Source organism: Acinetobacter piscicola (assembly GCF_015218165.1).
GTDB lineage: Bacteria > Pseudomonadota > Gammaproteobacteria > Pseudomonadales > Moraxellaceae > Acinetobacter > Acinetobacter piscicola_A.
Genome location: NZ_CP048659.1, coordinates 1,440,958 through 1,463,270 on the forward strand (window position 1 = coordinate 1,440,958; position 22,313 = coordinate 1,463,270).

Here is a 22,313-nt window from a genome sequence, read left to right on the forward strand (position 1 = left end):
TGAACTCAAGCGTTTGATTGTTAATATTAAATAGCCTAAGCGTTTTTTGTGGTGAGAAAAGCTGCAAAAAATAGCGGTTAGAAACAAGCGTATATGATAAAAAATAAATCACATGCCTAATCAATTAAGCATGTGAGGGTTATCTATAGATAAAATAATTAAGATTTGTAGGGTTTTGCTCGTCTCAGTTGATGCAATACCGAAACCAATAAATCAATTTCTTCAGTGGTGTTATAAAACGCCAAAGAAGGGCGTACCGTGCGTTCTACACCAAAACGGCGCAAGATCGGTTGAGCACAGTGGTGTCCTGTACGAACTGCAATTCCATATTGGTTTAGAATTTTACCCACTTCTTCAGTTTCATAACCTGCTAAAGTAAATGACATCACGCTGGCTTTGTTGAGTGCTGTTCCAATTAAACGCAAACCCGAAACGCTTTGTAGGGCATGTTGACCATATTCAAGCAAGTCATGTTCATAACGTGCAATATTATGGATACCAATACTTTCTACATATTCAAGCGCTGCACCAAGACCAACTGCATCTGCGATATTTCCTGTTCCTGCTTCAAATTTATTCGGCGCAGGTTGGTAAATCACATTTTCAAAAGTCACATCTTGAATCATATTACCGCCACCTTCCCAAACAGGCATGGTGTCGAGTAATTCAGATTTGGCATAAACTGCACCAATTCCTGTAGGGCCAAAGACTTTATGTCCAGAGAACACAAAGAAGTCAACATCTAATGCTGTGACATTGGTTGGCATGTGCGAAACAGACTGTGCTCCATCAATCAACACTCGTACACCCGCAGCATGTGCAAGGGCAATGATTTCTTGAGTTGGTGTGACAGTACCTAAGGCATTGGAAACCTGAGTGATTGAAACAAGTTTAGTTCTTGGATTAAGCAGTTTTACAAACTCCTCAATCTGAATTTGACCTGTATCATCAACAGGAATCACACGCAGTTTAGCACCTGTTTCTTTGGTTAATTGATACCAAGGGACAATATTTGCATGGTGTTCAAGATGAGAGACAATAATTTCATCTCCCGCTTGAATATTTTGCTTGCCCCATGATTTAGCAATTAAATTAATGCCTTCAGTTGTACCACGCACAAAGACGATATTCTTTGCAGCAGGTGCACCAATAAATCGAGCAACCACATCACGTGCATGTTCGTAAGCATCACTGGCGCGAGCTGCAAGTTCATGTGCAGCACGGTGAATGTTCGAGTTTTCATGCTCATAAAAATATGAAATTCGATCAATCACGGCTTTTGGCTTATGCGTTGTAGCAGCATTGTCTAGCCAAACCAATTGCTTACCATTGACGCGTTCTTGCAAGATTGGAAAATCTTTACGAATTTGCAAAATATCAATCGGTTGATAGCTTTGTGCTGTCGTTGGGATTTGCAAATCTGAATGTGGACGAACCGTTTCAATTGTTGGAGACTGTAGAAAATAATAACCAGATGCTGCTGTAGCAGGTTTGTCATTACGATCTTGCAAAACACCACGTAATTGATGGTCATCAGTCACATGAAAATTGTCAAAAGCATACGGATTTTTCAATACATCAACTTGACTCGCATTGCTATTTACAGTTTGCGGATTCACAGCCTCAGGTTGAGGTAAATCCAAAAAGTAGTAATTTGACGATGCACTGTTTGGTTGAGCAGGGCTTGGTGTCGCAGCAGGTACATTTGCTGGTGTAGCTTGCTGTGGCACTGAGTTTGTTAATGCTGTAGACGCAAAAGACAAATCAAGACCATGTGTTGCTGCCAAAGGGTCAGGCGTATTTGCACCACCAATCACGGGAGCAGAAGACAAGATTCTACGCTCAGGATGGTCAGCCGTAGGTTCAACAAAATGCTGCGTCGAAGCAGGATTTAAACTGGTTTGTTGAACGACAGCAGGCACTCGACCTGAAAGTGCTGCAATAGGATCTTTGGGCTGTGGTTGGTGGCTTGGCAAATCAAAGTTAAAACCTTGTGGGTTTTGCTTTGGTAATGCAGTGAAAAACTCAGCAGCCAACTGTGCAATTATAGATTCACTGATCGGTGCATCAGGTGTACCCGAAGAAATATCTACTGTGGGTTGATTACTTGTAAGTTGTTGGATAGTCATGGTATTTGTCTACCTCCACATCTTCAAGTACAGCAAGCGCATCATCTGTAAGTACCGCAAGAGAACAGTACAATGAGATTAAGTAAGATGCGATGGCATTACGGTTGATTCCCATGAAGCGTACAGATAAGCCTGGTGCTTGTTCACCTGCAAGACCTGGTTGGAATAGACCGACTACACCTTGACGTTTTTCACCTACACGAAGCAGGATAATTTTGGTTTTACCATCTTCAACTGGGATCTTGTTCGATGGAATAAGAGGAATACCACGCCAAGTAATAAATTGCGAACCAAATAGGCTAACTGTAGGAGGCGGAACACCACGACGTGTACATTCACGACCAAATGCAGCAATTGCATCAGGATGAGCAAGGAAGAACCCTGGTTCTTTCCATACTTTACGTAACAAATCGTCCAAGTCGTCAGGTGTCGGTGCGCCTGTCAATGTAGAAATACGTTGCTCGTCTGCAACACTTGCCAATAAACCGTATTCAGGGTTATTGATCAGTTCACTTTCTTGACGCTCTTTAATGGTTTCAATGGTTAAGCGTAATTGTTCTTTAATTTGATCATGCGGACTGCTATATAAGTCGGAAACACGGGTATGGATATCTAGAACAGTTGAAACGCCATTTAGAAAATATTCACGAGGATTTACTTCATAATCGACAAAAGTTTGTGGCAAAGTTGCTTCATCACGTTGTGTACAAGCCACTTGAATATCATCGGTATTGCTGACTTTGTTGACACGGTAGATACCTGCTTCAACAGGCGTCCATTGTAATAAATGCGTTAACCAACGTGGTGTGATGGTCGAGAGTTGAGGAACGGTTTTTGTTGCATTGGCAAGTTGACGAGCTGCCTGATCGTTCAGCGCTTGGCGTGCCACTTCTTGGTTCTTAGCCATGTATAAATCCTTGGTTGTATTTAATTCGTTATTTATTGCTGTTTGAAACGGTGTTACTTTTTTATCTTCTCCAATAATTTAATGAGTATGTTAAATTTTCATTTTTGTTTTTTTATTGGATTAAATTGATTGTATTTATGCTTTAAATTTAATCAATCTTAATATTTCATAAAAAATACTTTAGATATAAGGAATAAAGCTTTGTTTTATTCCTATGTCCCAAATTTATTCTTGTCGCCAAGGCAGATTGTGGAAACGCCAACCATTGAAAACACCACGATGATTGTTTTCATCGAGATCACCTTCAAAACCTTGTTCAATATTATAAATATTTTCAAAACCTGCATTAAATGCCACATTTGCAGCAGCAGCTGAACGTTTACCACTTCGGCACAGTAGAAGAATGATTTTGTCCTTGCCAACCTTATTTTCGAGTTCTTTCGCAAATCGAGGATTACGATTTAGTGCAGTGCCTGTCGCCCAAGGAATATGTATGGTATCTTCAACATAGCCCACAAATTTACGTTCTTCATTGGTACGTACATCCACAATCACTGCATGTCCAGCTTGAAATAAAGCCCATGCTTCATGTGGTAACACTGTCCCTGTAAATTCTAGATAATGATCTTCAACACGTTGCTTTGCATCAGCAAAGATTTGTTGAATGCTATGATCATTCAACGTTGGGAGTTCAATTTGAGTTATGCTGTTCATGTCATATACCTAAATTCAATGCTAGGCAAAGTCGCTTTCAAGCGGAGCTTTCCAACATTTGAAATAATTTATTAGAGGAGTTGATATTAAATATAATGATTTTTTATATTCTGAAAATGAATAAAAATTGAATTGCTTATTCTTATTTTTGAAAAAGAAGATCGTATCGAGTTTTGTAAATCCAGTGATGATAAATTGCAAGCGATCAGTACAATGCTCTGCTGTTAAATGCAAAATTCAGATATGAATATATCAACAATGTTTATCTAAAACTTGGCAAATAAAATAAGATTATCTACAACAATTGAATAAGGAATGTTGTTGACAGCACTTTATTCATATAATGAAAAAAGAAATCTCATGCAGGTAAGCCCATGACTCAATGGAACATCCAAGATATTGTCACAGCATTACAGCAAGCACGTAATGAATGGCGTACAAAACAGAAAAGCCTTAAAGATTTTGGTGGGAGAGAATTACCCTCAAAAGAAGAAATCAAAAAAATCATGAATGATCTATGTGGAATTTTATTTCCTATGCGTTTAGGACCACATGACTTACGCCAACAAAGTGAAAATTTTTATATCGCACATACACTAGAAAAAACGTTGTATGCTTTACGAGAACAGGTGAAATTAAATCTAAGCTATGATTATAAATATAAAAAGCAGCAGGAAGATGTTGAGGCTGCAGATATTCTTGCACAACGTTTAGTGACTGAGTTTGCACAGAAATTGCCTGAGTTACGCCGTATTTTAGATACAGATGTTATCGCTGCTTATGAGGGGGATCCTGCTGCACGCAGTGTTGATGAAGTTTTACTGTGCTATCCGGGTGTTTTAGCGATCATTTACCACCGTATCGCCCATGAGTTTTATAAAAAAGATTTATCTTTATTAGCACGATTAATTGCTGAAATTGCCCATTCTAAAACAGGGATTGATATCCATCCTGGTGCACAAGTGGATCAAGGATTCTTTATTGATCATGGAACAGGTGTCGTGATTGGTGAAACCTGCATTATTGGTAAAAATGTCCGTATTTATCAGGCAGTGACTTTAGGTGCAAAACGTTTTGAAGTGGACGGTGATGGTCGTTTGCAGAAAGAGTATGCACGTCATCCAATCGTTGAAGATAATGTGGTGATTTACGCAGGTGCGACGATTTTAGGGCGTATTACCATTGGTCAAGGCGCAATTATTGGTGGAAATGTTTGGATTACGCAAAGTGTGCCTGCCAATAGTGCGGTATCGCAAAGTTCAGCAACCAAATCGAAAGTTTAGTTTGCATTAAAAATTCCAATGTCATCAATTGTGGCATTGGAAAATTGATCTATTAAAAGAATACAATACACACGTCTATATTTTTCATTACTTAAAGTCAACATTATCGTTATTCTAAAATCGCTCATTTATCCTTACTCTAAGGTAGAGATCCATTCAGATAAATTTTCAATATCAACGCTATATTTTTCTAAACAGTTGACTTGAAAAAGAAACATTCAGGGCGCATATTAGTACTGAAATTTATCTTGAGTGTTTTAGTAAGCTTTTGAAAAATATATTAAATAATTTAAAATTGGTGTTGAAATCTAAAAAAGCGTTCCCATTTAATATTCAAGTACAAAATTTGTTGTGAGGAATAACAAGAATGCGTTTTGAAAAATTTACAAACCGCCTACAGCAAGCGTTATCAGATGCACAATCTTTAGCGATGGGCAAAGACCATACAGCCATTGAAGGAATTCACATTCTTTCAGCGTTATTAGAAGAACCTTCTAATCTCAGTTTATTGCAACAATCAGGTGCAAATTTACCTGAACTTAAAAATAAACTACAACAAGCACTCAATGATGCACCCAAAATTGGAACACCTACAGGTGATATAAACCTTAATCCTGAGGCGGTACGTGCGCTGAATTTAGCAGATAGTTTCGCGCAAAAAGCAGGAGATGAATTCCTGTCTACCGATTGGGTGATATTGGCACTCGCTGAAACAGGCGCAACCAAAACATTATTAACAAGCGTAGGTGTAACAACTGATAAGCTACGCAAAGCAATTGAAAATATTCGAGGTGGCGAACAAGTGATGGCAAATAACCATGAAGATCAACGTGATTCGTTAAATAAATACACCATTGACCTGACTGAGCGAGCATTGTCAGGCAAGTTAGACCCAGTGATTGGTCGTGATGAAGAAATTCGTCGTACCATTCAAGTATTGTCACGCCGTACCAAGAATAACCCTGTATTGATCGGTGAACCTGGTGTAGGTAAAACCGCGATTGTAGAAGGTTTGGCACAACGTATTGTCAATGGGGAAGTGCCTGAAAGCTTGAAAGGTAAACGTGTTTTATCACTTGATTTAGGTTCTTTACTTGCAGGTGCGAAATATCGTGGTGAGTTTGAAGAACGCCTAAAAGCAGTGTTAAAAGACCTTGCTAAATACGATGGTGAAATCATCCTATTTATTGACGAGTTACATACACTTGTTGGTGCAGGTAAGGGTGATGGTGCAATGGATGCAGGTAATATGTTGAAACCTGCATTGGCACGTGGTGAGTTACGCTGTGTTGGTGCAACAACATTAGATGAATATCGTCAATTCATTGAAAAAGATGCAGCTTTAGAGCGTCGTTTCCAAAAAGTATTGGTCGATGAACCGAGTGTTGAAGATACCATTGCGATTCTTCGTGGTCTTAAAGACAAGTATGCAACCCATCATGGTGTGCAAATTCTTGACTCAGCCATTATTGCTGCGGCGAAAATGTCGCATCGCTATATCACAGACCGTCAATTGCCCGATAAAGCCATTGACCTGATTGATGAAGCTGCATCACGTATTAAAATGGAAATTGACTCAAAACCTGAGCCACTTGACCGTTTAGATCGTCGATTAATTCAACTCAAAATGCAGTTGGAAGCAGTGAAAAAAGATGCTGATTCTGTCAGCAAAGCTGAAGTTGAACATCTTGAAAAACAAATTGCTGAAGTTCAGAAAGAATACAGTGATATGGAAGAGGTGTGGATTGCTGAAAAACGCTTAGTTGACGGGACAAATCAAGCTCAAATTGAGTTAGATAAAGCACGTACAGCCTTTGAAAAAGCACAACGTGAAGGTGACTTGGCAGAAGCAAGTCGTTTGCAATATGGTGTGATTCCTGAATTACAAAAGCGCTTGAATGAAGAAGAAGTTGCGGAAGTCAATGAAGAACCGAAATTGATTCGTACCAAAGTGACTGAAAACGAAATTGCTGAAGTGGTCAGTGCTGCAACGGGTATTCCTGTATCGAAAATGCTGCAAGGTGAACGCGAGAAATTGCTTCATATGGAAGAATTCTTACATAACCGTGTGGTGGGTCAGGATGAGGCAGTCGTAGCCGTATCCAATGCTGTGCGTCGTTCACGTGCAGGCTTGTCCGATCCGAACCGTCCAAGTGGTTCATTCTTATTCCTTGGGCCAACAGGTGTTGGTAAAACTGAATTGACTAAAGCATTGGGTAATTTCCTATTTGACAGTGATGATGCAATTATTCGTATCGATATGTCTGAATTTATGGAAAAGCATTCGGTGAGCCGTTTGGTCGGTGCACCTCCGGGCTATGTGGGTTATGAAGAAGGTGGTGTATTAACCGAAGCAGTGCGCCGTAAACCGTATAGCATTGTATTGTTTGATGAGGTTGAAAAAGCACATCCCGATGTATTCAATATTCTTTTACAAGTGTTGGATGACGGTCGTTTGACTGATTCGCAAGGTCGTTTAATTGACTTTAAAAATACCGTGATTGTGATGACTTCAAACTTAGGTTCAAGCGATGTACGTGAGTTGGGTGATGGTGCAACGGATGAAGAAGTTCGTGCGGTGGTGATGGGAGCAGTTTCACAACATTTCCGCCCTGAATTCATCAACCGTATTGACGAGCTTGTGGTTTTCCATTCGTTGAAAAAATCACAAATTCGTGGCATTGCCGATATTCAGTTGGATCGTTTACGTTCTCGTTTAGCTGAACGTGATATTGGGTTGACTGTGGATGATCAAGCATTCGATATCTTGATTGATGCAGGATTTGATCCTGTGTATGGTGCGCGTCCTTTAAAAAGAGCTATTCAACAACAGATCGAGAATACTTTGGCACAACGTATCTTGGCGGGTGATTTTAGCGCAGGTGATACGATTTTGATTAGTGCTGAAAATGGCCAACTTGATTTTTCTAAATTAAAATTAAGTTGATAGATTCACTGAATATGTCATAACTAAAAGCCAATCACTTTCGAGTGGTTGGCTTTTTGATTAAAAACATGGAAGTCAATAAAAATGCCAAATCAGATGATTTGGCATTTTTTCAGATTTTAAAAACTAGTTGATTTTCTTAAAAAGAAAGTAATTTTTTATTTTTTTTAATTTAAAAACAATCACTTGTTTTTTAATTTTTTGTTTTGCAACTAATTTGCAACTAAAAAAACAAAAGATGGATTTACCATTACAATGATAAGAAAGCGTTAATTATTGATTTTGATAGTTGTATCGGCTTTGGTGCACAAATCTACCGATAAGGTCTCATTCCGCAATATAATTCGCAAATGAATAAGCCTATATCTAAATTCTATCTTACAACCAATTGGTCCACATATAGCCGAGCCTGATTAATTGAACGTGAATTCGGCTTAAGCAGATTTTAATTCAATAGGTTTTAAAATCTGCTGAATTCCTGAATTATATCCATTCACAAGTACCAACGCATATAAGGTTAAAGCTGAGAATATTGTCGTCAATAATCCTATTTTTGATCTATGGCGAGTGTGTTCAAGATCAAATTGACTTTTCATCAAATTAAATGGTGCTTCAATAATTCCACGTTTTTTTAATACAGCATGATCAAATGGATCTAAAACTTGTGGTTTCATATTTCTTTTTACACGTGTAATCAGTTGAACACCAACTTCTGCAAGGCGATCCTTCCAATTCTTACCAATATAGCCACGATCACCAAACAACTTACCTTTTAATTTTGAGTGTTCTATTAATTCTGGTAATACTTTACGGTCATCAACGTTACCTGTTGTTATACAATAAGAAACTAAGCGTCCAACATGATCGCAAATCAAATGAATTTTGAAACCATAAAACCAATCTACAGAGGTTTTCCCCCGACTTGCGCTGTCTACAAATACACGGTGTTGCTGAATACGTTTATTATGACACACAGCTAATTTGGTAGAATCAATAAAAGCAATTCCAGAGGATTGCACCTTTAAACTCTCAATAAGAGCGACAAAATACATCACATATTTTGCTTTTAATTCAATGAATCGGTTATAGCTAGGTAAGTTTGGAAAGTAAGAGCAAAGAAAAGGCTTAGCCCAATAAAGATAAAAAGCCTTGAAGTTTCTACTCCCTGTTAGATGAAACCACAATAATAAAGTGAGAACTTCAGAAGCACTGATTTTACTTTGGCGCAATCGCTTAGCTTGTCCTGAAGTAAGCCTATATTGTTCAACATTGTTGGTAATATCAGCACAAAAATCATCAATTAAACAAAAAAGTGTTGTAAGCTGTGTATCGATAGGCATTTGAGGTTATTCAGTTTTTTGTCGTGATTAAATTGTGACTCAAATGCCTATTCTTTATCAAATTTCTTATCCCGAATTCACGTTAATTGAGATAATATTTCTATCTGGTTTGATCCTTTGACTCAATGGTATGTTCATCCGCAAGGAAAACATGGACGAAATCAAACTTACTTGGATACAGCTATTAAATGCTGCTTAAGGATCAAATCTTTATTTAAATTGTCTTTGCGAATGGTCACTGGCTTTGTCTAAAGTCTGATTAAGCTTTGCGGATTAGAGATTGGATACCGCCATATTATTCTATACTGTGCAGAAGACAAAGGCATAAAAAGATTGCTTATGAAGCAAAACAATGCCGTCTAATCATTGCATATCGGCAAGCGTATGCAGTGATTCCATCCAGAAAAAATGCAAAGCCTTGGAAAGATATAAAAGCTCATTTACGAGAGTGAAATGAACTACTTCAAACGGTTAAACATTTCGGCAGGACACTATGGAAAACATGGTCAGGCGATCGTTGGCGAAGTTCGGTTGAAACCAAGATGCATTGCATCAAATTATTAGGATATAAACTCTGCTCAAGAAATTTTGACAGCCAATTTAATGAAATTCATGCACGAGTAGTCGTATTAAATAAATTCACAAAATTAGGCAGACCTTATACCCGAGTTGTAACTTAAATCTGAGTAGGTATGTGAAATCTTAATTTCTAAATCTTTGTAAAAAAGCAGTTTAAAACTAAAAAACCGCTTTAACAAATGTCAAAAGTCACATAAAAACAAACATACTGTACAAAAAATTAACTTTGCATATTCTACTTACAAATAATATTTTTACTAAGCAACCTCTATTGACTCTAAAGTGTACTTTAAGCTTAGGATGATGGTTGAGCAAAAATGAAATTATTGTTCAACTCATCTAAATGGTTATCAAGGAGTCACATTATGAGCTATGTAAAGACTAATGACGGTGTGGAAATTTTCTATAAAGATTGGGGACCTCGTGATGCGGAAGTGTTGTTTTTCCATCATGGTTGGCCACTCAGTTCTGATGATTGGGATGCACAATTATTATATTTTCTTGGAAAAGGCTACCGAGTCGTTGCACATGATCGTCGTGGACATGGTCGCTCATCTCAAGTGTGGGATGGACATGACATGGATCATTATGCGGATGATGCAGCAGTAGTAAAGCATTTAGGGATTCAAAAAGCAGTTCACATTGGTCACTCAACGGGTGGTGGTGAAGTAGCGCATTACATCGCAAAACATGGTGAAGCGCATGTGTCAAAAGCTGTATTGGTCAGTGCTGTTCCGCCATTGATGGTTAAAACAGACAAAAATCCAAATGGTTTACCAAAAGCAGTCTTTGATGATTGGCTTTGTTGCATAAAGCCTTTGACGGTAGAATTTTCCTAAGTTGCTAAAATTTAGGTTACAACTTGGGTGTGAGATCTACCTAATTCTGTAAATTTATTTAATACGGCTACGCGTGCATGGATCTCATTCACTTGGCTGTCAAAATTCCTAGCACTCAGTTTATCGCCTAATAACTTGATGCAATGCATCTTAGTTTCAACCAAACTTCGCCGATGATAGCCTGACCATTTTTTCCATAGTGTCCTGCCTAAACGTTTAACTGTTCGAAGTAATTCATTTCGCTCTAACGAGCTGCTCTTTGTATCTTTCCATGGTTTCGCATTTTTTCTAGGTGGAATCACCGCATGCGCTTGCCGATCTGCTATGACCTGACGGCATTTCTTGGTGTCATAAGCTCCATCGGTATAAACAGAGTCAATCTGCTCATCTTGTGGAATTTGATCGAGTAAGTCACCAAGTACCTGTGAATCACTTACGTTGTTTGTTGTAAGCTGAATAGCGCGTATCTGCAGAGTTTCAGCATCTATCCCAATATGAAGTTTTCTCCATTGGCGACGATATTCAGGCTGATGTTTCTTTCGTTTCCATTCACCTTCACCTAAAAACTTCAAACCAGTGGAGTCCACGAGTAGGTGAAGTCCATCGTTACTTTTCTGATAATTAATCGAAATATCAATATGCTTTTGTCTTCTACAAAGCGTGGTGTAATCTGGTGCTGCCCAATCTAACCCGCAAAGTTTAATCAGGCTCTGAACAAAACCTGTGACTATACGTAAAGAGAGTCTGAATAAAGATTTGATCATTAAACAGCATTGAATAGCTGTGTCAGAGTAATTTTTATTTCGACCTTGCTTGCCTTGTGATTGTGCATACCACTGAGTTTTTGAATCAAACCAAATGGCAATATTTCCACGATTAATGAGTGCTTGGTTGTATGTAGACCAATTGAGAGTACGGTAAATTTTAGATGTGGGCTTATTCATTTGAAAATTATATTGTGGAATAAGCCCTTAACGATAGGTTTGTGCAACAAAGCCGCAACAGATCCTCAATTGTCAAATCGTTTTAAACGAATTGAATTACCACTTTGGAAAAACAACGATGATTTTCTACGATTACTTGTGAGTTTTGAGAGATTGTTACCATTAAAAAAATCATCAAATTTAATTACACCTCAAATAGCAAATAGGATATTTCTTTTATCTGAAGGGTATTTAGGTGAAGTGTCTCAAATTCTTGTAGAAGCAGCTGTATTGGCAATTGAAAAAGGGACAGAAAAAATAGATCTATCTATTTTAAATGAATTGAATTGGGAAGCCCCTTCTCGTAGAAGATAAGTTTAATTTTGGGATTTTATCATGAGATTTTTCGATATTTTACCAGCCCATCCTCATCCTTTAAATGATGAGTTATTTTCATCGTGGTTTAGCCGATTAGCTTTTGACAATATGTCAAAAGTTCACTCATTTGCAGTAGAAATATTTGGGCGATCATATGGTTATAGTTTCTGGAGTCGAGATGTTGATTGTTTTATAGATCAAGAACATTTATTGAAAATATCCAAACGTACTGGAATAAATGTGACTGAAATATTTGAGACAACAATCAAAAGCTACGAAGGAGTTCTTTTTACTAATTTAAACCGAGGTTTTAATAGATGGATATTGCCATGTGGAATTTATCATCGAACTAGAAAAACTAATTGGATCGCATATTGTCCCTTATGTATAGCTGCTGATCAAACTCCTTATTTCAGAAAAAGTTGGCGTTTATCCTTTTCCCTTGTTTGTCCAATTCATCATATTCATATGTTAGATAGTTGTCCTAAGTGTAACTATCCTATAAATGTCTTTAGACAAGAGTTGGGTACTCGTTCAAAGTATATTGTAAACTCAATTGTAGAATGTGCTTATTGTAAATTTGATTTAAGAAACTCAAATATTAGATTAATAGAATTGATTGACTTTAAAATAATTCAGAATCTTTTTGATTTAATTAAGAAACACACTTGGGGATGGTGGTATTTAAAACAATCTCGAAATATATTGCCATATAGTTTTGCATATTATGATGTAATTCATTATTTATGTTCATTTTTGAATTCTAAGGTGGGTATGCCTTTGTATAGAGAGGCTCTGATTGGGTTAAATTTAGATGAATCGTTGTGCCTTCAAAATCGAAAAAATCAAGTTTTTGAAGTTCGCAGAATAGAAGAGAGATTTAACTTATTAGTTAGTACTATTTGGTTACTTGAGAATTGGCCCATTAGGATAGTGGATATATGTAAGCATAATGAAATAACAGCATCGAGAATTACAAGATCAGAGAATTTACCATTTTAGTTCTCTAAAGAAATCGATTTAAATTTAAGAGGAATTGATGTCATTTCTAGAAATTTTATTTAACTGATTGAAGTTCTTTAGGGTTATCACATTTCATAAAAATTTCTTTGATTTTTATAGAATATCAATGAGTGCTGTAATAGTTGAAGTAAACATGCAATAAGCTTTCCATAATGTAAAAATAGGTGTTGTGATGTTTAATACATGTTTACTTCCGAAGTGCTTATAACATTAAAGCTCTTTAAGCCTTGGAATTACCCTTTGTAATTCTTTTATTTCATTTATTGTATCTATTGATAAGGAAAAGGAACTTTCATTATCCTTATATTCATATATATTCTTCCTAATCATATTAATTATTAATTCAATTGAATCTGAGTAATAAAGATCCAAACCCTCACTTTTATTATTATCTCTAATTTCAATATTATAAGCTATTTCATTTCCATTCATCACTCGATTAAAACGCTTTTCCTCCATTATTTTATTATCCTTGAGATCCTTCACTAAAATAGAGAAAATTTCTTTTCTTAATTCAGCATCATCATTTACAATATATTTGACTTGATATATATAGCATAAACAGCTCCATTGAGTTGAATTTTTACGATTAAAATCACTAAATTCAAAACCATCTAAAAACTCTTTGAATACAGTATAATTATCAAATTCTTGCACAAATAGGTTATAAACCAATCTAATTAGTTGTAAACTTTTGTCCGTATCATTTATATCAAAATTATTAGCCAATGACTTAAAATATTTATGTTGATAATCATATTTTAAAAGTTCTTTTAAAAGCTCTAAATTGATAGCCATATTACACCTCTATTTTACAAAAATTTTAATTTTGTCACCTGGTTGAACTCCTGCATCATGCAGCCCCCATCGAATGGATGAGCCTGCACCTTGATTATCAGATGGGTCTATATTTTACACTTGATCCAGCTCCACCCTCCTTAAACATTGCCATCGGCCATTCTGATGTGTGCTGATAAAAATGGAGACTTTAACTTGGTAAACTAAACTTACTCAACAGGAGTTTACCATGAGTAAAAAGCAAAAAATTTATACAACAGAATTTAAAGCTGAAGCAATAAAAGCCATTGAAGAAAACAAAGGTAATGTTTCCGAAACAGCACGACAACTCGGTATTTCCATGCAAACGCTATCGAATTGGCATAAAAAAGCAAAGGCAGGAACATTAGCTGGCACACAACAATATTCGCCTGATCTCGTTGCTCTACTCGAAGAAAATAAGAAGCTGAAACAACAACTTAAAACTTCCGAAATGGAAAGAGAATTTCTAAAAAAAGCAGCGGCGTACTTTGCCAAGGAAAATCAGTGAAGTACGCTTATATGAAAGAGCATAAAAACACATATCCAACAATAATGATGGCTAGGTTGCTAAAAATTTCAATATCAAGGTTTTATGATTGGTTAAAGCGGGGCTTAAGTAAACGAGTTATTCAAAGAAACCAACAGACCATCTTGGTCAAAATTGCCCATCAAGAAACTAAAGAAAGTTATGGACATATTCGCTTAACAAGGTATTTACAGTCACAAGGCATTCAAATTAGCGAGTATGCAGTACGTTGCATTAAACAGCAGAATCATCTGTATTGTAAGCGTCATAAGCGTTTCAAAAGGACAACAAATAGCGATCACAATCGTTCTGTTTACAATAATTTGTTAGAGCAAAACTTTATAGAGACTACCCCAAACATTGCGTGGGTAAGTGACATTAGTGTGCCGCAGCAAGCGGCGTAAGAGATGAGGGTATGGCCCCTCGCTATCGGCTTGCAGGAGCAGGTAGCAAACCACCATAAGCGGCTTGGATCAAAAGTCCCGGTCGTGAGCGTTATGGAAAAGGCGTTGTATAGGCGTCAGGTAAGAATTAGGAAGGCGAACACCAGTGAACTGCCGTTCAAGTGTCGAAAGTACTCAAATGACATCAAAACCGGGGATGGATGTTGCCCCGCGATCAGTTTGGCCGTTACCTGCTTACGGGCCATTCGGTGTCCGGCGTAGAGGCAGCGCGATCCTAATTCAGGCTCTTACGTTGAACTGCGGGAACCTTCGGTGGCGATGTCAAGCGAAAGGCACAAGCTCAAAAGGCAAGGCTGATAATAGCAATGCGTCACCAAGGGGCGGAGCAACTCGTAGTAGTGTTGAAGTTACTGTAATGGTAATGGAGCGAAGGGGTTGCATTATCCAGGTCTACGGATTTGTCAACTGTGCAAGCAGGAGGAGCAAAACTTTATGACCAAACCATTTAACATTCCTAAAGCGTTAATCTGGGAGGCATTTAAGAAAGTCAAAGAGAATGGCGGTGCTGCAGGCATCGATCATGAATCTATTGAGCAATTCGAACACCACTTAAAAGGCAACCTGTATAAACTATGGAATCGACTTTGTTCAGGCAGTTATTTTCCATCGCCAGTCAAAGGTGTACCGATTCCAAAGAAATCAGGTGGGGTACGTATGTTAGGCATTCCAACAGTAGCGGATCGAGTAGCACAAACAGCTGTCAAGCTTATATTGGAGCCACGGATTGATCCTCTATTTCATCCAAACTCTTATGGCTATCGTCCAGGGCGTTCTGCCCATGATGCGATAGCTATGGTGAGGCGACGAAGTTGGGAGTATGACTGGGTTGTGGAATTTGATATCAAAGGTTTATTTGATAACATTGATCATAATCTACTCATGCGTGCACTTAAGAAACACTGCGAAATTCCATGGATTCTTCTCTATGTAGAACGCTGGTTAAAAGCACCTATGCAAAATGTAGATGGTCAAGTTTTAGAAAGGAATCGCGGCACACCGCAAGGTGGAGTTATCAGTCCTCTATTGGCTAATTTATTTATGCATTATGCTTTTGACATGTGGATTACCAAGAATCTTGCGAGTGTAAGATTCTGCCGCTATGCGGATGATGGAGTAATTCATTGCCGAAGTTTATCTCAAGCCAAACTTGTTTTACAAAAGATTGGTGCACGATTTCGTGAATGTGGACTCGAATTACATCCAGATAAGACAAAGATTGTTTATTGCCAAGATGTGAATCGTCGCCAAGCATATCCCGATGTTCAATTTACTTTTCTCGGGTACACGTTTAGGCCCCGTAAGGCTGTGGACAAGTATAAAAGAGTTTATGTAAATTTCTCTCCTGCAGTCAGTCGTGATGCACTTAAAGCAATGCGACAGACTATTCGGAAATGGCATCTACATCTGATGTGTAATCGCGAATTAAGTGATTTATCTGCAATATTCAATCCAATTCTTCAAGGTTGGCAGCAATACTATGGTCGATTCCATGGTTCAGCAATGTCAGCGATCTGGCAACACATGAATGCTTATCTTATACGCTGGATGAGGCGTAAGTATAAAAACTTGGCCCGTCATAAAAGACGGGCTAGATATGCCTTAGGGCGACTTGCGCGTGATTTTCCAAATGCCTTTGTGCACTGGAAAATGGGATGTTTACCAACGGTTGGATAATGGGAGCCGGATGAGCTGAGAGGTTCACGTCCGGTTCTGCGAGGGGCTAAGGGTGAGATTCCCTTGGTCTACTCACCCATATATATGGACAGCTGAAGGCTGGCTGTATTTAGCTGCGTTAAAAGACCTTTGCACTAAACAAGTAGTTGGGTATAGCTTGAGTGCAAGGATGACAACACAACTTGTTTGTAATGCACTGAGTATGGCTATTCGCAATCATAAACCACCTCGAAACTTAATTATTCATTCGGACAGAGGCAGTCAATATTGTAGTCATGAATATCGGAATATGCTTGAAAAATATAGTTTTCAAGGTTCGATGAGTAAAAAGGGTGACTGTTTTGATAATGCACCAATTGAAAGTTTCTCGGGTGAGGAACAACGTTCCGCAAGTAAGAACGAACTTGTACATCATCGGAACTATAAAACGAGGGAAGAAGCTAAGGCAGATATTACAAAATACATAGAGCTCTTCTATAATCAGCAGAGAATTCAGAAAGGACTGAATTTTAAGACACCAAATCAAATGGCAGAGGGCTTTTACAAGTTAGTTGCCTAGAATCTCCCAAGTGGAAGTGTCCTGTTATTTCAGCACACATCAAAGAAAGGAGTAACCCCAGTTTGTAGCTTTCCTGAATTTTTGGCATTTCAAAAAGAGTGGTGTAGAACACTCGTATTTCTGCAATAGATAAATGACGGTTTCTTGGTTTTGCTTTATAGACATGCTTTGCTTGAATAGCTAGGACTAGATTGTACTCTGCTAAGCCTTTTGTAATGGCATACTCAAACATGCGACTAAGTAGGCTGCGAATCTGCCACGCTGTAGGGTCTTTGCCCTCGTCTTTTTTCTTCCAAATAATAGAACGTATATGTTCAATGGTAATTTGATTAAATGCTAAATCTCCAATGACTGGATATATATCATTGTTTAAATATAGCTCCATGATTGTAGTTGTCACACGATCTTTGGCAACGACCTCGTTAATGTATTGCTCGCCATAATGTCTAAAGGTGAGTTGATACTTTTCATTTTTTTGTTGTTCTAATTTTGGCGATATACCTTTGGCAACTAATGAAGCTGTTTCATCTCGCTTTGCTCTTGCATCTTTTAGAGAAATATCAGGGTAACGACCAATCGTTAAACGCTCTTGTTTTCCATTATATGTGTAGCGATATAACCATACTTTGCTTCCAGTCGGTTTCACTTCTATAAACAAGCCGTTATTTAGCTTGTCCTTTGCCATATAGCGTTTTTCAAGTGCTTTTAAAGCATCTATTTCTCTCGGTGTTCCAAAAGAATATCCATTGTCTTTAGGCATAATTTTTTAGGTGCAAAGTGGTTGTTAAGTTAAGTTGCAACTTATCTGCAACTAAAAAAAGCATAGCACTAACTGAATTTATTGAATATAGCTGAATAATAAAGAAATAAAAAAATACGCTAAATATATAATAAATAGCGTATTTTATATTGTTATTATAACTTACTAGAATCTACTGAATAACAGTAAACTATTAACTTATTTTCTTAAAAATAAAATCATTAATTTTGTGACCAGCTTCGATGCCACGACGTTCAAATTTGGTCTGTGGACGCCAGTCAGGACGTGGGTAGCTGTTGCCTTTACCTGCTAAGTTTTCTAAACGTGGACGATTGTCTAAAACGTCAAGCATCCATTCAGCATACGGTTCCCAATCCGTTGCAGCATGGAATGTACCGCCAATTTCCAATTTTTCTTCAACCAATGGCATACGATCATGAGAAACAAAACGACGTTTAAAATGGCGTTTCTTTTGCCAAGGATCAGGGAAATATAATTGTACAGTGTTGATGCTATTATCTGGCATTTCACGTAATACTTGGATGGCATCGGCATCTAAAACACGTAAGTTTTTCACCTCGGCTACACCTGCTTCATAGACACATTGTGCAATACCTGGAACATGCACCTCGATGCCAACAAAGTTGCGTTCAGGATTTGCTTTTGCCATCAGTACCAAAGAACGCCCCATGCCAAAACCGATTTCTACCGTTAAAGGACGTTCAGGATGTGGAAAATGCTGACGTAAATCGCCAACAGGGTATTCCAAAATTAGATCACGATGTTGTTCAAGCGCAGATCGTTGTGAGGTATTTAATGGCGCAGAACGGCGCATAAACGTCACAATTTCGCGGTGCTCATGCAAATTGTCTAACTCTACAACTTGCGCTTCAATTTGATCGTTCGACATAAGCTTGGGGATTACCAAAAATTCAAAAGGCGTATTTTAAGACCTCTACTTATCAAGTCAAACTTTTTTGTCATTTATGTAGGGGAAATACTGAGATTTAGCGCGAAGCTGTATATGATATGGCATTTATTAAAATGATATTGCTTAGCAACTGAATAAAATTGATTGAACAAAAAGTCAAAACGATGAAAATATTAAAACTACAATATTTTGCGCTGAGCCTATTAGGTTGTTTCTTTTCAGCACATGCACAATTGATGTTCAGCCAATATAATATATTGTCTAAAATTATTTTGGATGATGGTTATCGTAACCCAAATAAAGCACTATGCCTGATGCTTTCAATGCGAAAAATACTTTGCGAGCAGGGGAATCAAATCCAAAATGTGCATGGTATATCAATGCTAATGAACCTACAGCATTGGATTATAATGAAGAATATAAAACTGAATCTCACAAAGCAGATTTTTATACAGCTGATGCATTCCGTTGCTCAGATCATGAGCCGATCATTGTTGATTTAGATTTTAACTCTCCAAGCACACCACAAAAACCTGAAACTGAACATAAAAAAGCGCTTGTGTTTTTGGCGGCGATATTTGTCTTGGCGAGTATAGTGATGATTGCACCGCTTGATAGACGCAAACAATCATCAATTTAAAAAATCTCATATAGATGCCCAAAGAGAGGATGACATCCTCTCTTATCTTTTGGTGTATACACAGGTTGAGTTGGTTTTACAGTTGAATGGATGTACGAATGATGGTTTCTCCTACTGTTGATAACATTTCAAAATCACCGCCTAAGCGCTGCACACGCACTTGCATACTGTGTAAACCGACATGAAAACCTTGCTGTACCGAAGCCGCATCAAAGCCAACGCCATTATCTTGAATTTCTAAAATTAAACATGCTTGTTCATTTTCATATAAGGTCACTTTCACTTCTGTGGCTTGACTGTGTTTGACAATGTTATTGAGAGCTTCTTCAGCGACACGTGCCAAAGTAAGAGATTGAATCATACTTGGTGTGTTTTTCCATGCAGTTGGCATTTGCCATGTTGAATGTATATCCATTTCTTCAAAAATTTGTACAAAACGATGGCGTACGGGAGCTGCCCAAAGTACAGGATTGTCAGGAACTTTAGAGCCAAAGCTAGAACCTGAGTCTATAACTTGACGTAAATCATTACGTAATAGTTTAAGTATCGACATCATTTGTGCTTTGTCGATATTGTCATTTAAATCGAGCAAAATCATTGAACGGGAAATTGAGCCACCTAAACCATCATGCAATTCATGCGCAAGGTTTAAACGTTCTTGGAGTCGCATATTATTGGCTTCAAGTTGATATTTTTTACTTAATGATTGTTCTAAATCTAAGGTAATTGTTTCAACTGTCTTACTCAATTTTTTATTAAATAGCTCCACTTGGTTAATATTTTGTGCAATGCGCCATGCTAAAATACAGGAGATCGCCAAACTGGTCACAGGTGCTGCAAATGGTAACCACAAAAACGCATGAATATTAGCTTGATAGATTACAACGTCATGTAGGCAAATCACTATAAAAATAATAAAAACTGCTGCTAACATAAATATTTCGGCACTACGATTTTTATACGCCAGCCATTGAAAGTATAGGCAGTTGCTAAAAAATACTAAAGCACTATAAATAAAACAAAATAGAAGGGTATTTTTTAAATATGGTAGCGGTACAACTAATAATAAAATAGCGAGGCATATACTGATACCAAACAAGATATATTCTGTTCTTTGATAGCGCTGTTTGGCAAAGCGCCATGAAAATAAACATAAACAGCTTACATAGCCCAATAGAAATATTATATTTAGACGAGATGTCAGCAATGTATCTGTAAATGGCAATGGTTTGGTCATTAAAATATTGCTAATAAATAAAATCCAAAATAGCGATGTTAAAGCAAACCAACCAAAAGCATCTTCCTTACGACGGAATAACCATATAAACAAACCTGTTAAGCCTAAAACCAAAGTAATAATTAGATTAATAAAATAAGTGCTACGTCTTTCAAGAATATATTGTTGATGCAACTGAGTAATATAATCGACTGAGTTAAACACAATTTTATTTAAACCTGACGCTTGAGTTTGTACTCCAATGACTTTAATCAAAATTTCATTTGTATCTGAGTTCAGGGTGGAAGCGGGTAAGATCCACATCCGTGGAATATTCCAACTACGAGATAAAGGCTCAACCATAGATTGATCATGCCAAAGGAGTTCATGATTACTATAGACTGCTCCTGCCATGTTAATCCGATCGACAACAAAAGCAGCAGGCTGTACTTGAGCAACTTTTGAGTTGCAATGACGTTGCCAAAGAATTTTATACCATGCTGTACCTGAGTAGTTTTTCCATGCTATATCCCAATTGTGTGGCAAAGCTATATTTTCCCATCCTGTTTGAGGAATCTGGTCTGAGTTATCGGTGACTTTAACCACTTGTGTGCTGATGATTTTAAAATCACAGTTATTTAATGTTGTGGGTGTTTCTACCAAAGGCTGTGCATAAGTGAGGTGAAAAATAAAATATAAAGCAAAGCTTAAAATTAGACGTAAAATCAATCTAAAATTCCTAAATTTCGTCCAACATCTACAGCCATAATACGCGTCGATACCGATAATTTTCTATAAATATGTTTGACATGTGACTCTATGGTATAACGAGAAAGATTGAGCTGTTCCGCAATTTCTTTATTGCTTAAACCTTGTGAAACTAAAATTAAAATCTCTTGTTCACGTTTGGATAAAACTTCGGTATTTTCTTGTTTTTTAGTTGATTCAATTGACATGACTTGGCTTGATGATTCATCTAAATGCAATTTTTGTAAGATTTTTTGTGCAATAAAAGGATCAATCGGAGCACCGCCACGAAGTACACTGCGGATAGAGAGCATAACTTCAAGGTTATCTCGTTCTTTTAACACATAGCCTGTTGCACCTGCACTGATCGCCATGAGAATCGCATCTTCTGTACTCCATGCTGACACAACGAGCACTAAAATACTCGGATCATATTTTTTTAAAGTTTTAATAAAATCTATGCCATTGCCATCAGGCAAACCGAGATCGATGAGTGCAAATGAAACAGAATGCCTTTGTAATAAGGAATGGGCTTGTTTTAAATTGGTTGCAAAAAACAAATTTTCAGGCATATAGCCAATGTTGAGTAATATTTCTTTGAGGCGAACTTGGATAAGTGGTTCATCTTCAACAATAATGACAGGAACAGGTAAACTTAACTCATTATTAATCATCACAACTCTCTAATAATTTATTTTCTATACTGTGCCTTTATTCTTATGCTTTGCATATCCCTGAAATTGGGTATTTGATGGTTTTTTGGCGTAATTTAACAAAGTTTAAAGATAATATTGTTGTCGTTGGGAAATATTAATTTTTATTTATTTTAAATAATGTTAGTCAGAATACCTGATCTCAGGGATATAAAAAATAACAAATATGTACTGAAATAATAACAATTACTACATAAATGGA

At 37.3% G+C, this 22,313-nt stretch carries 16 protein-coding genes and 4 pseudogenes; 10 read left to right on the top strand and 10 right to left on the bottom strand.

Annotation, left to right across the window (positions count from 1 at the left end):
- Positions 1-158: 158 nt before the first annotated feature.
- From G0028_RS06985 to G0028_RS06995, 3 genes are all read right to left on the bottom strand, one after another.
- Positions 159-2,129: a family 2A encapsulin nanocompartment cargo protein cysteine desulfurase gene (locus tag G0028_RS06985; RefSeq protein ID WP_180044732.1), complete on the bottom strand. Its 1,971-nt coding sequence runs from the start codon at positions 2,127-2,129 to the stop codon at positions 159-161.
- Positions 2,104-3,036, bottom strand: a complete 933-nt coding sequence (locus tag G0028_RS06990) for a family 2A encapsulin nanocompartment shell protein (protein ID WP_180044731.1) — start codon at positions 3,034-3,036, stop codon at positions 2,104-2,106. Before G0028_RS06990 ends, G0028_RS06985 begins: the two co-directional genes overlap by 26 nt.
- A 225-nt stretch (positions 3,037-3,261) precedes the next feature.
- The gene (locus G0028_RS06995) at positions 3,262-3,750 is read right to left on the bottom strand and encodes a rhodanese-like domain-containing protein (RefSeq protein ID WP_174492930.1); all 489 of its coding nucleotides are present in this window, start codon (positions 3,748-3,750) and stop codon (positions 3,262-3,264) included.
- A 374-nt stretch (positions 3,751-4,124) separates the two neighbouring features.
- On the opposite strand from G0028_RS06995, the gene epsC reads away from it, so the two are divergent.
- Together epsC and clpB are read left to right on the top strand one after the other, a co-directional pair.
- Positions 4,125-5,033, top strand: a complete 909-nt coding sequence (gene epsC, locus G0028_RS07000) for a serine O-acetyltransferase EpsC (RefSeq protein WP_130072688.1) — start codon at positions 4,125-4,127, stop codon at positions 5,031-5,033.
- Between the two features lie 367 nt (positions 5,034-5,400).
- The gene (gene clpB / locus G0028_RS07005; RefSeq protein ID WP_180044730.1) at positions 5,401-7,980 is read left to right on the top strand and encodes an ATP-dependent chaperone ClpB; all 2,580 of its coding nucleotides are present in this window, start codon (positions 5,401-5,403) and stop codon (positions 7,978-7,980) included.
- Positions 7,981-8,414: 434 nt separating this feature from the next.
- Here clpB and G0028_RS07010 read toward each other — a convergent pair whose 3' ends face one another.
- Positions 8,415-9,320: an IS982 family transposase gene (locus G0028_RS07010; RefSeq protein WP_194088734.1), complete on the bottom strand. Its 906-nt coding sequence runs from the start codon at positions 9,318-9,320 to the stop codon at positions 8,415-8,417.
- A gap of 93 nt (positions 9,321-9,413) precedes the next feature.
- On the opposite strand from G0028_RS07010, the pseudogene G0028_RS07015 reads away from it, so the two are divergent.
- Together G0028_RS07015 and G0028_RS07020 are read left to right on the top strand one after the other, a co-directional pair.
- A pseudogene (locus G0028_RS07015) lies at positions 9,414-10,000 on the top strand (transposase); the annotation flags it as partial.
- A 264-nt stretch (positions 10,001-10,264) separates the two neighbouring features.
- Positions 10,265-10,696 (top strand): annotated as a pseudogene (locus G0028_RS07020) (alpha/beta fold hydrolase); the annotation flags it as partial.
- A 53-nt stretch (positions 10,697-10,749) separates the two neighbouring features.
- Here the strand turns inward: G0028_RS07020 and G0028_RS07025 are convergent.
- Entirely contained in the window at positions 10,750-11,682 is a 933-nt protein-coding gene (locus G0028_RS07025) for an IS5 family transposase (RefSeq protein ID WP_180047977.1), read from the bottom strand.
- Between G0028_RS07025 and G0028_RS07030 the strand changes: the two genes are divergently transcribed.
- On the top strand, positions 11,683-12,036 hold the full coding sequence (locus G0028_RS07030) for an ATP-binding protein (RefSeq protein WP_180047979.1): 354 nt from the start codon (positions 11,683-11,685) through the stop codon (positions 12,034-12,036).
- Positions 12,037-12,057: 21 nt separating this feature from the next.
- Complete coding sequence (locus G0028_RS07035) at positions 12,058-13,041, top strand: TniQ family protein (protein ID WP_180047981.1); 984 nt, start codon at positions 12,058-12,060, stop codon at positions 13,039-13,041.
- A 231-nt stretch (positions 13,042-13,272) separates the two neighbouring features.
- Here G0028_RS07035 and G0028_RS07040 read toward each other — a convergent pair whose 3' ends face one another.
- The gene (locus G0028_RS07040) at positions 13,273-13,860 is read right to left on the bottom strand and encodes a hypothetical protein (protein ID WP_180047983.1); all 588 of its coding nucleotides are present in this window, start codon (positions 13,858-13,860) and stop codon (positions 13,273-13,275) included.
- Between the two features lie 229 nt (positions 13,861-14,089).
- On the opposite strand from G0028_RS07040, the pseudogene G0028_RS07045 reads away from it, so the two are divergent.
- The 3 genes and pseudogenes from G0028_RS07045 to G0028_RS07055 all read left to right on the top strand — a co-directional run.
- Positions 14,090-14,790 (top strand): annotated as a pseudogene (locus G0028_RS07045) (IS3 family transposase); the annotation flags it as partial.
- A 513-nt stretch (positions 14,791-15,303) separates the two neighbouring features.
- The gene (gene ltrA, locus G0028_RS07050) at positions 15,304-16,545 is read left to right on the top strand and encodes a group II intron reverse transcriptase/maturase (RefSeq protein ID WP_180047752.1); all 1,242 of its coding nucleotides are present in this window, start codon (positions 15,304-15,306) and stop codon (positions 16,543-16,545) included.
- Between the two features lie 64 nt (positions 16,546-16,609).
- A pseudogene (locus G0028_RS07055) lies at positions 16,610-17,104 on the top strand (IS3 family transposase); the annotation flags it as partial.
- Here G0028_RS07055 and G0028_RS07060 read toward each other — a convergent pair.
- Together G0028_RS07060 and trmB are read right to left on the bottom strand one after the other, a co-directional pair.
- A complete protein-coding gene (locus G0028_RS07060) occupies positions 17,055-17,864 on the bottom strand; it encodes a tyrosine-type recombinase/integrase (protein WP_180045325.1) in 810 nt (269 codons plus the stop codon). The pseudogene G0028_RS07055 and the gene G0028_RS07060 sit on opposite strands and share 50 nt — an antisense overlap.
- Before the next feature lie 193 nt (positions 17,865-18,057).
- Entirely contained in the window at positions 18,058-18,774 is a 717-nt protein-coding gene (gene trmB / locus G0028_RS07065) for a tRNA (guanosine(46)-N7)-methyltransferase TrmB (protein ID WP_174492924.1), read from the bottom strand.
- A 328-nt stretch (positions 18,775-19,102) separates the two neighbouring features.
- Between trmB and G0028_RS07070 the strand changes: the two genes are divergently transcribed.
- Positions 19,103-19,435: a hypothetical protein gene (locus G0028_RS07070; RefSeq protein WP_130072680.1), complete on the top strand. Its 333-nt coding sequence runs from the start codon at positions 19,103-19,105 to the stop codon at positions 19,433-19,435.
- 76 nt (positions 19,436-19,511) lie between these two features.
- Here the strand turns inward: G0028_RS07070 and G0028_RS07075 are convergent, their stop codons facing one another.
- Together G0028_RS07075 and G0028_RS07080 are read right to left on the bottom strand one after the other, a co-directional pair.
- A complete protein-coding gene (locus G0028_RS07075; RefSeq protein WP_218946276.1) occupies positions 19,512-21,380 on the bottom strand; it encodes an ATP-binding protein in 1,869 nt (622 codons plus the stop codon).
- On the bottom strand, positions 21,377-22,072 hold the full coding sequence (locus G0028_RS07080; protein WP_130072676.1) for a response regulator: 696 nt from the start codon (positions 22,070-22,072) through the stop codon (positions 21,377-21,379). The genes G0028_RS07075 and G0028_RS07080 overlap by 4 nt, the downstream gene beginning before the upstream one ends.
- Positions 22,073-22,313 lie beyond the last annotated feature (241 nt).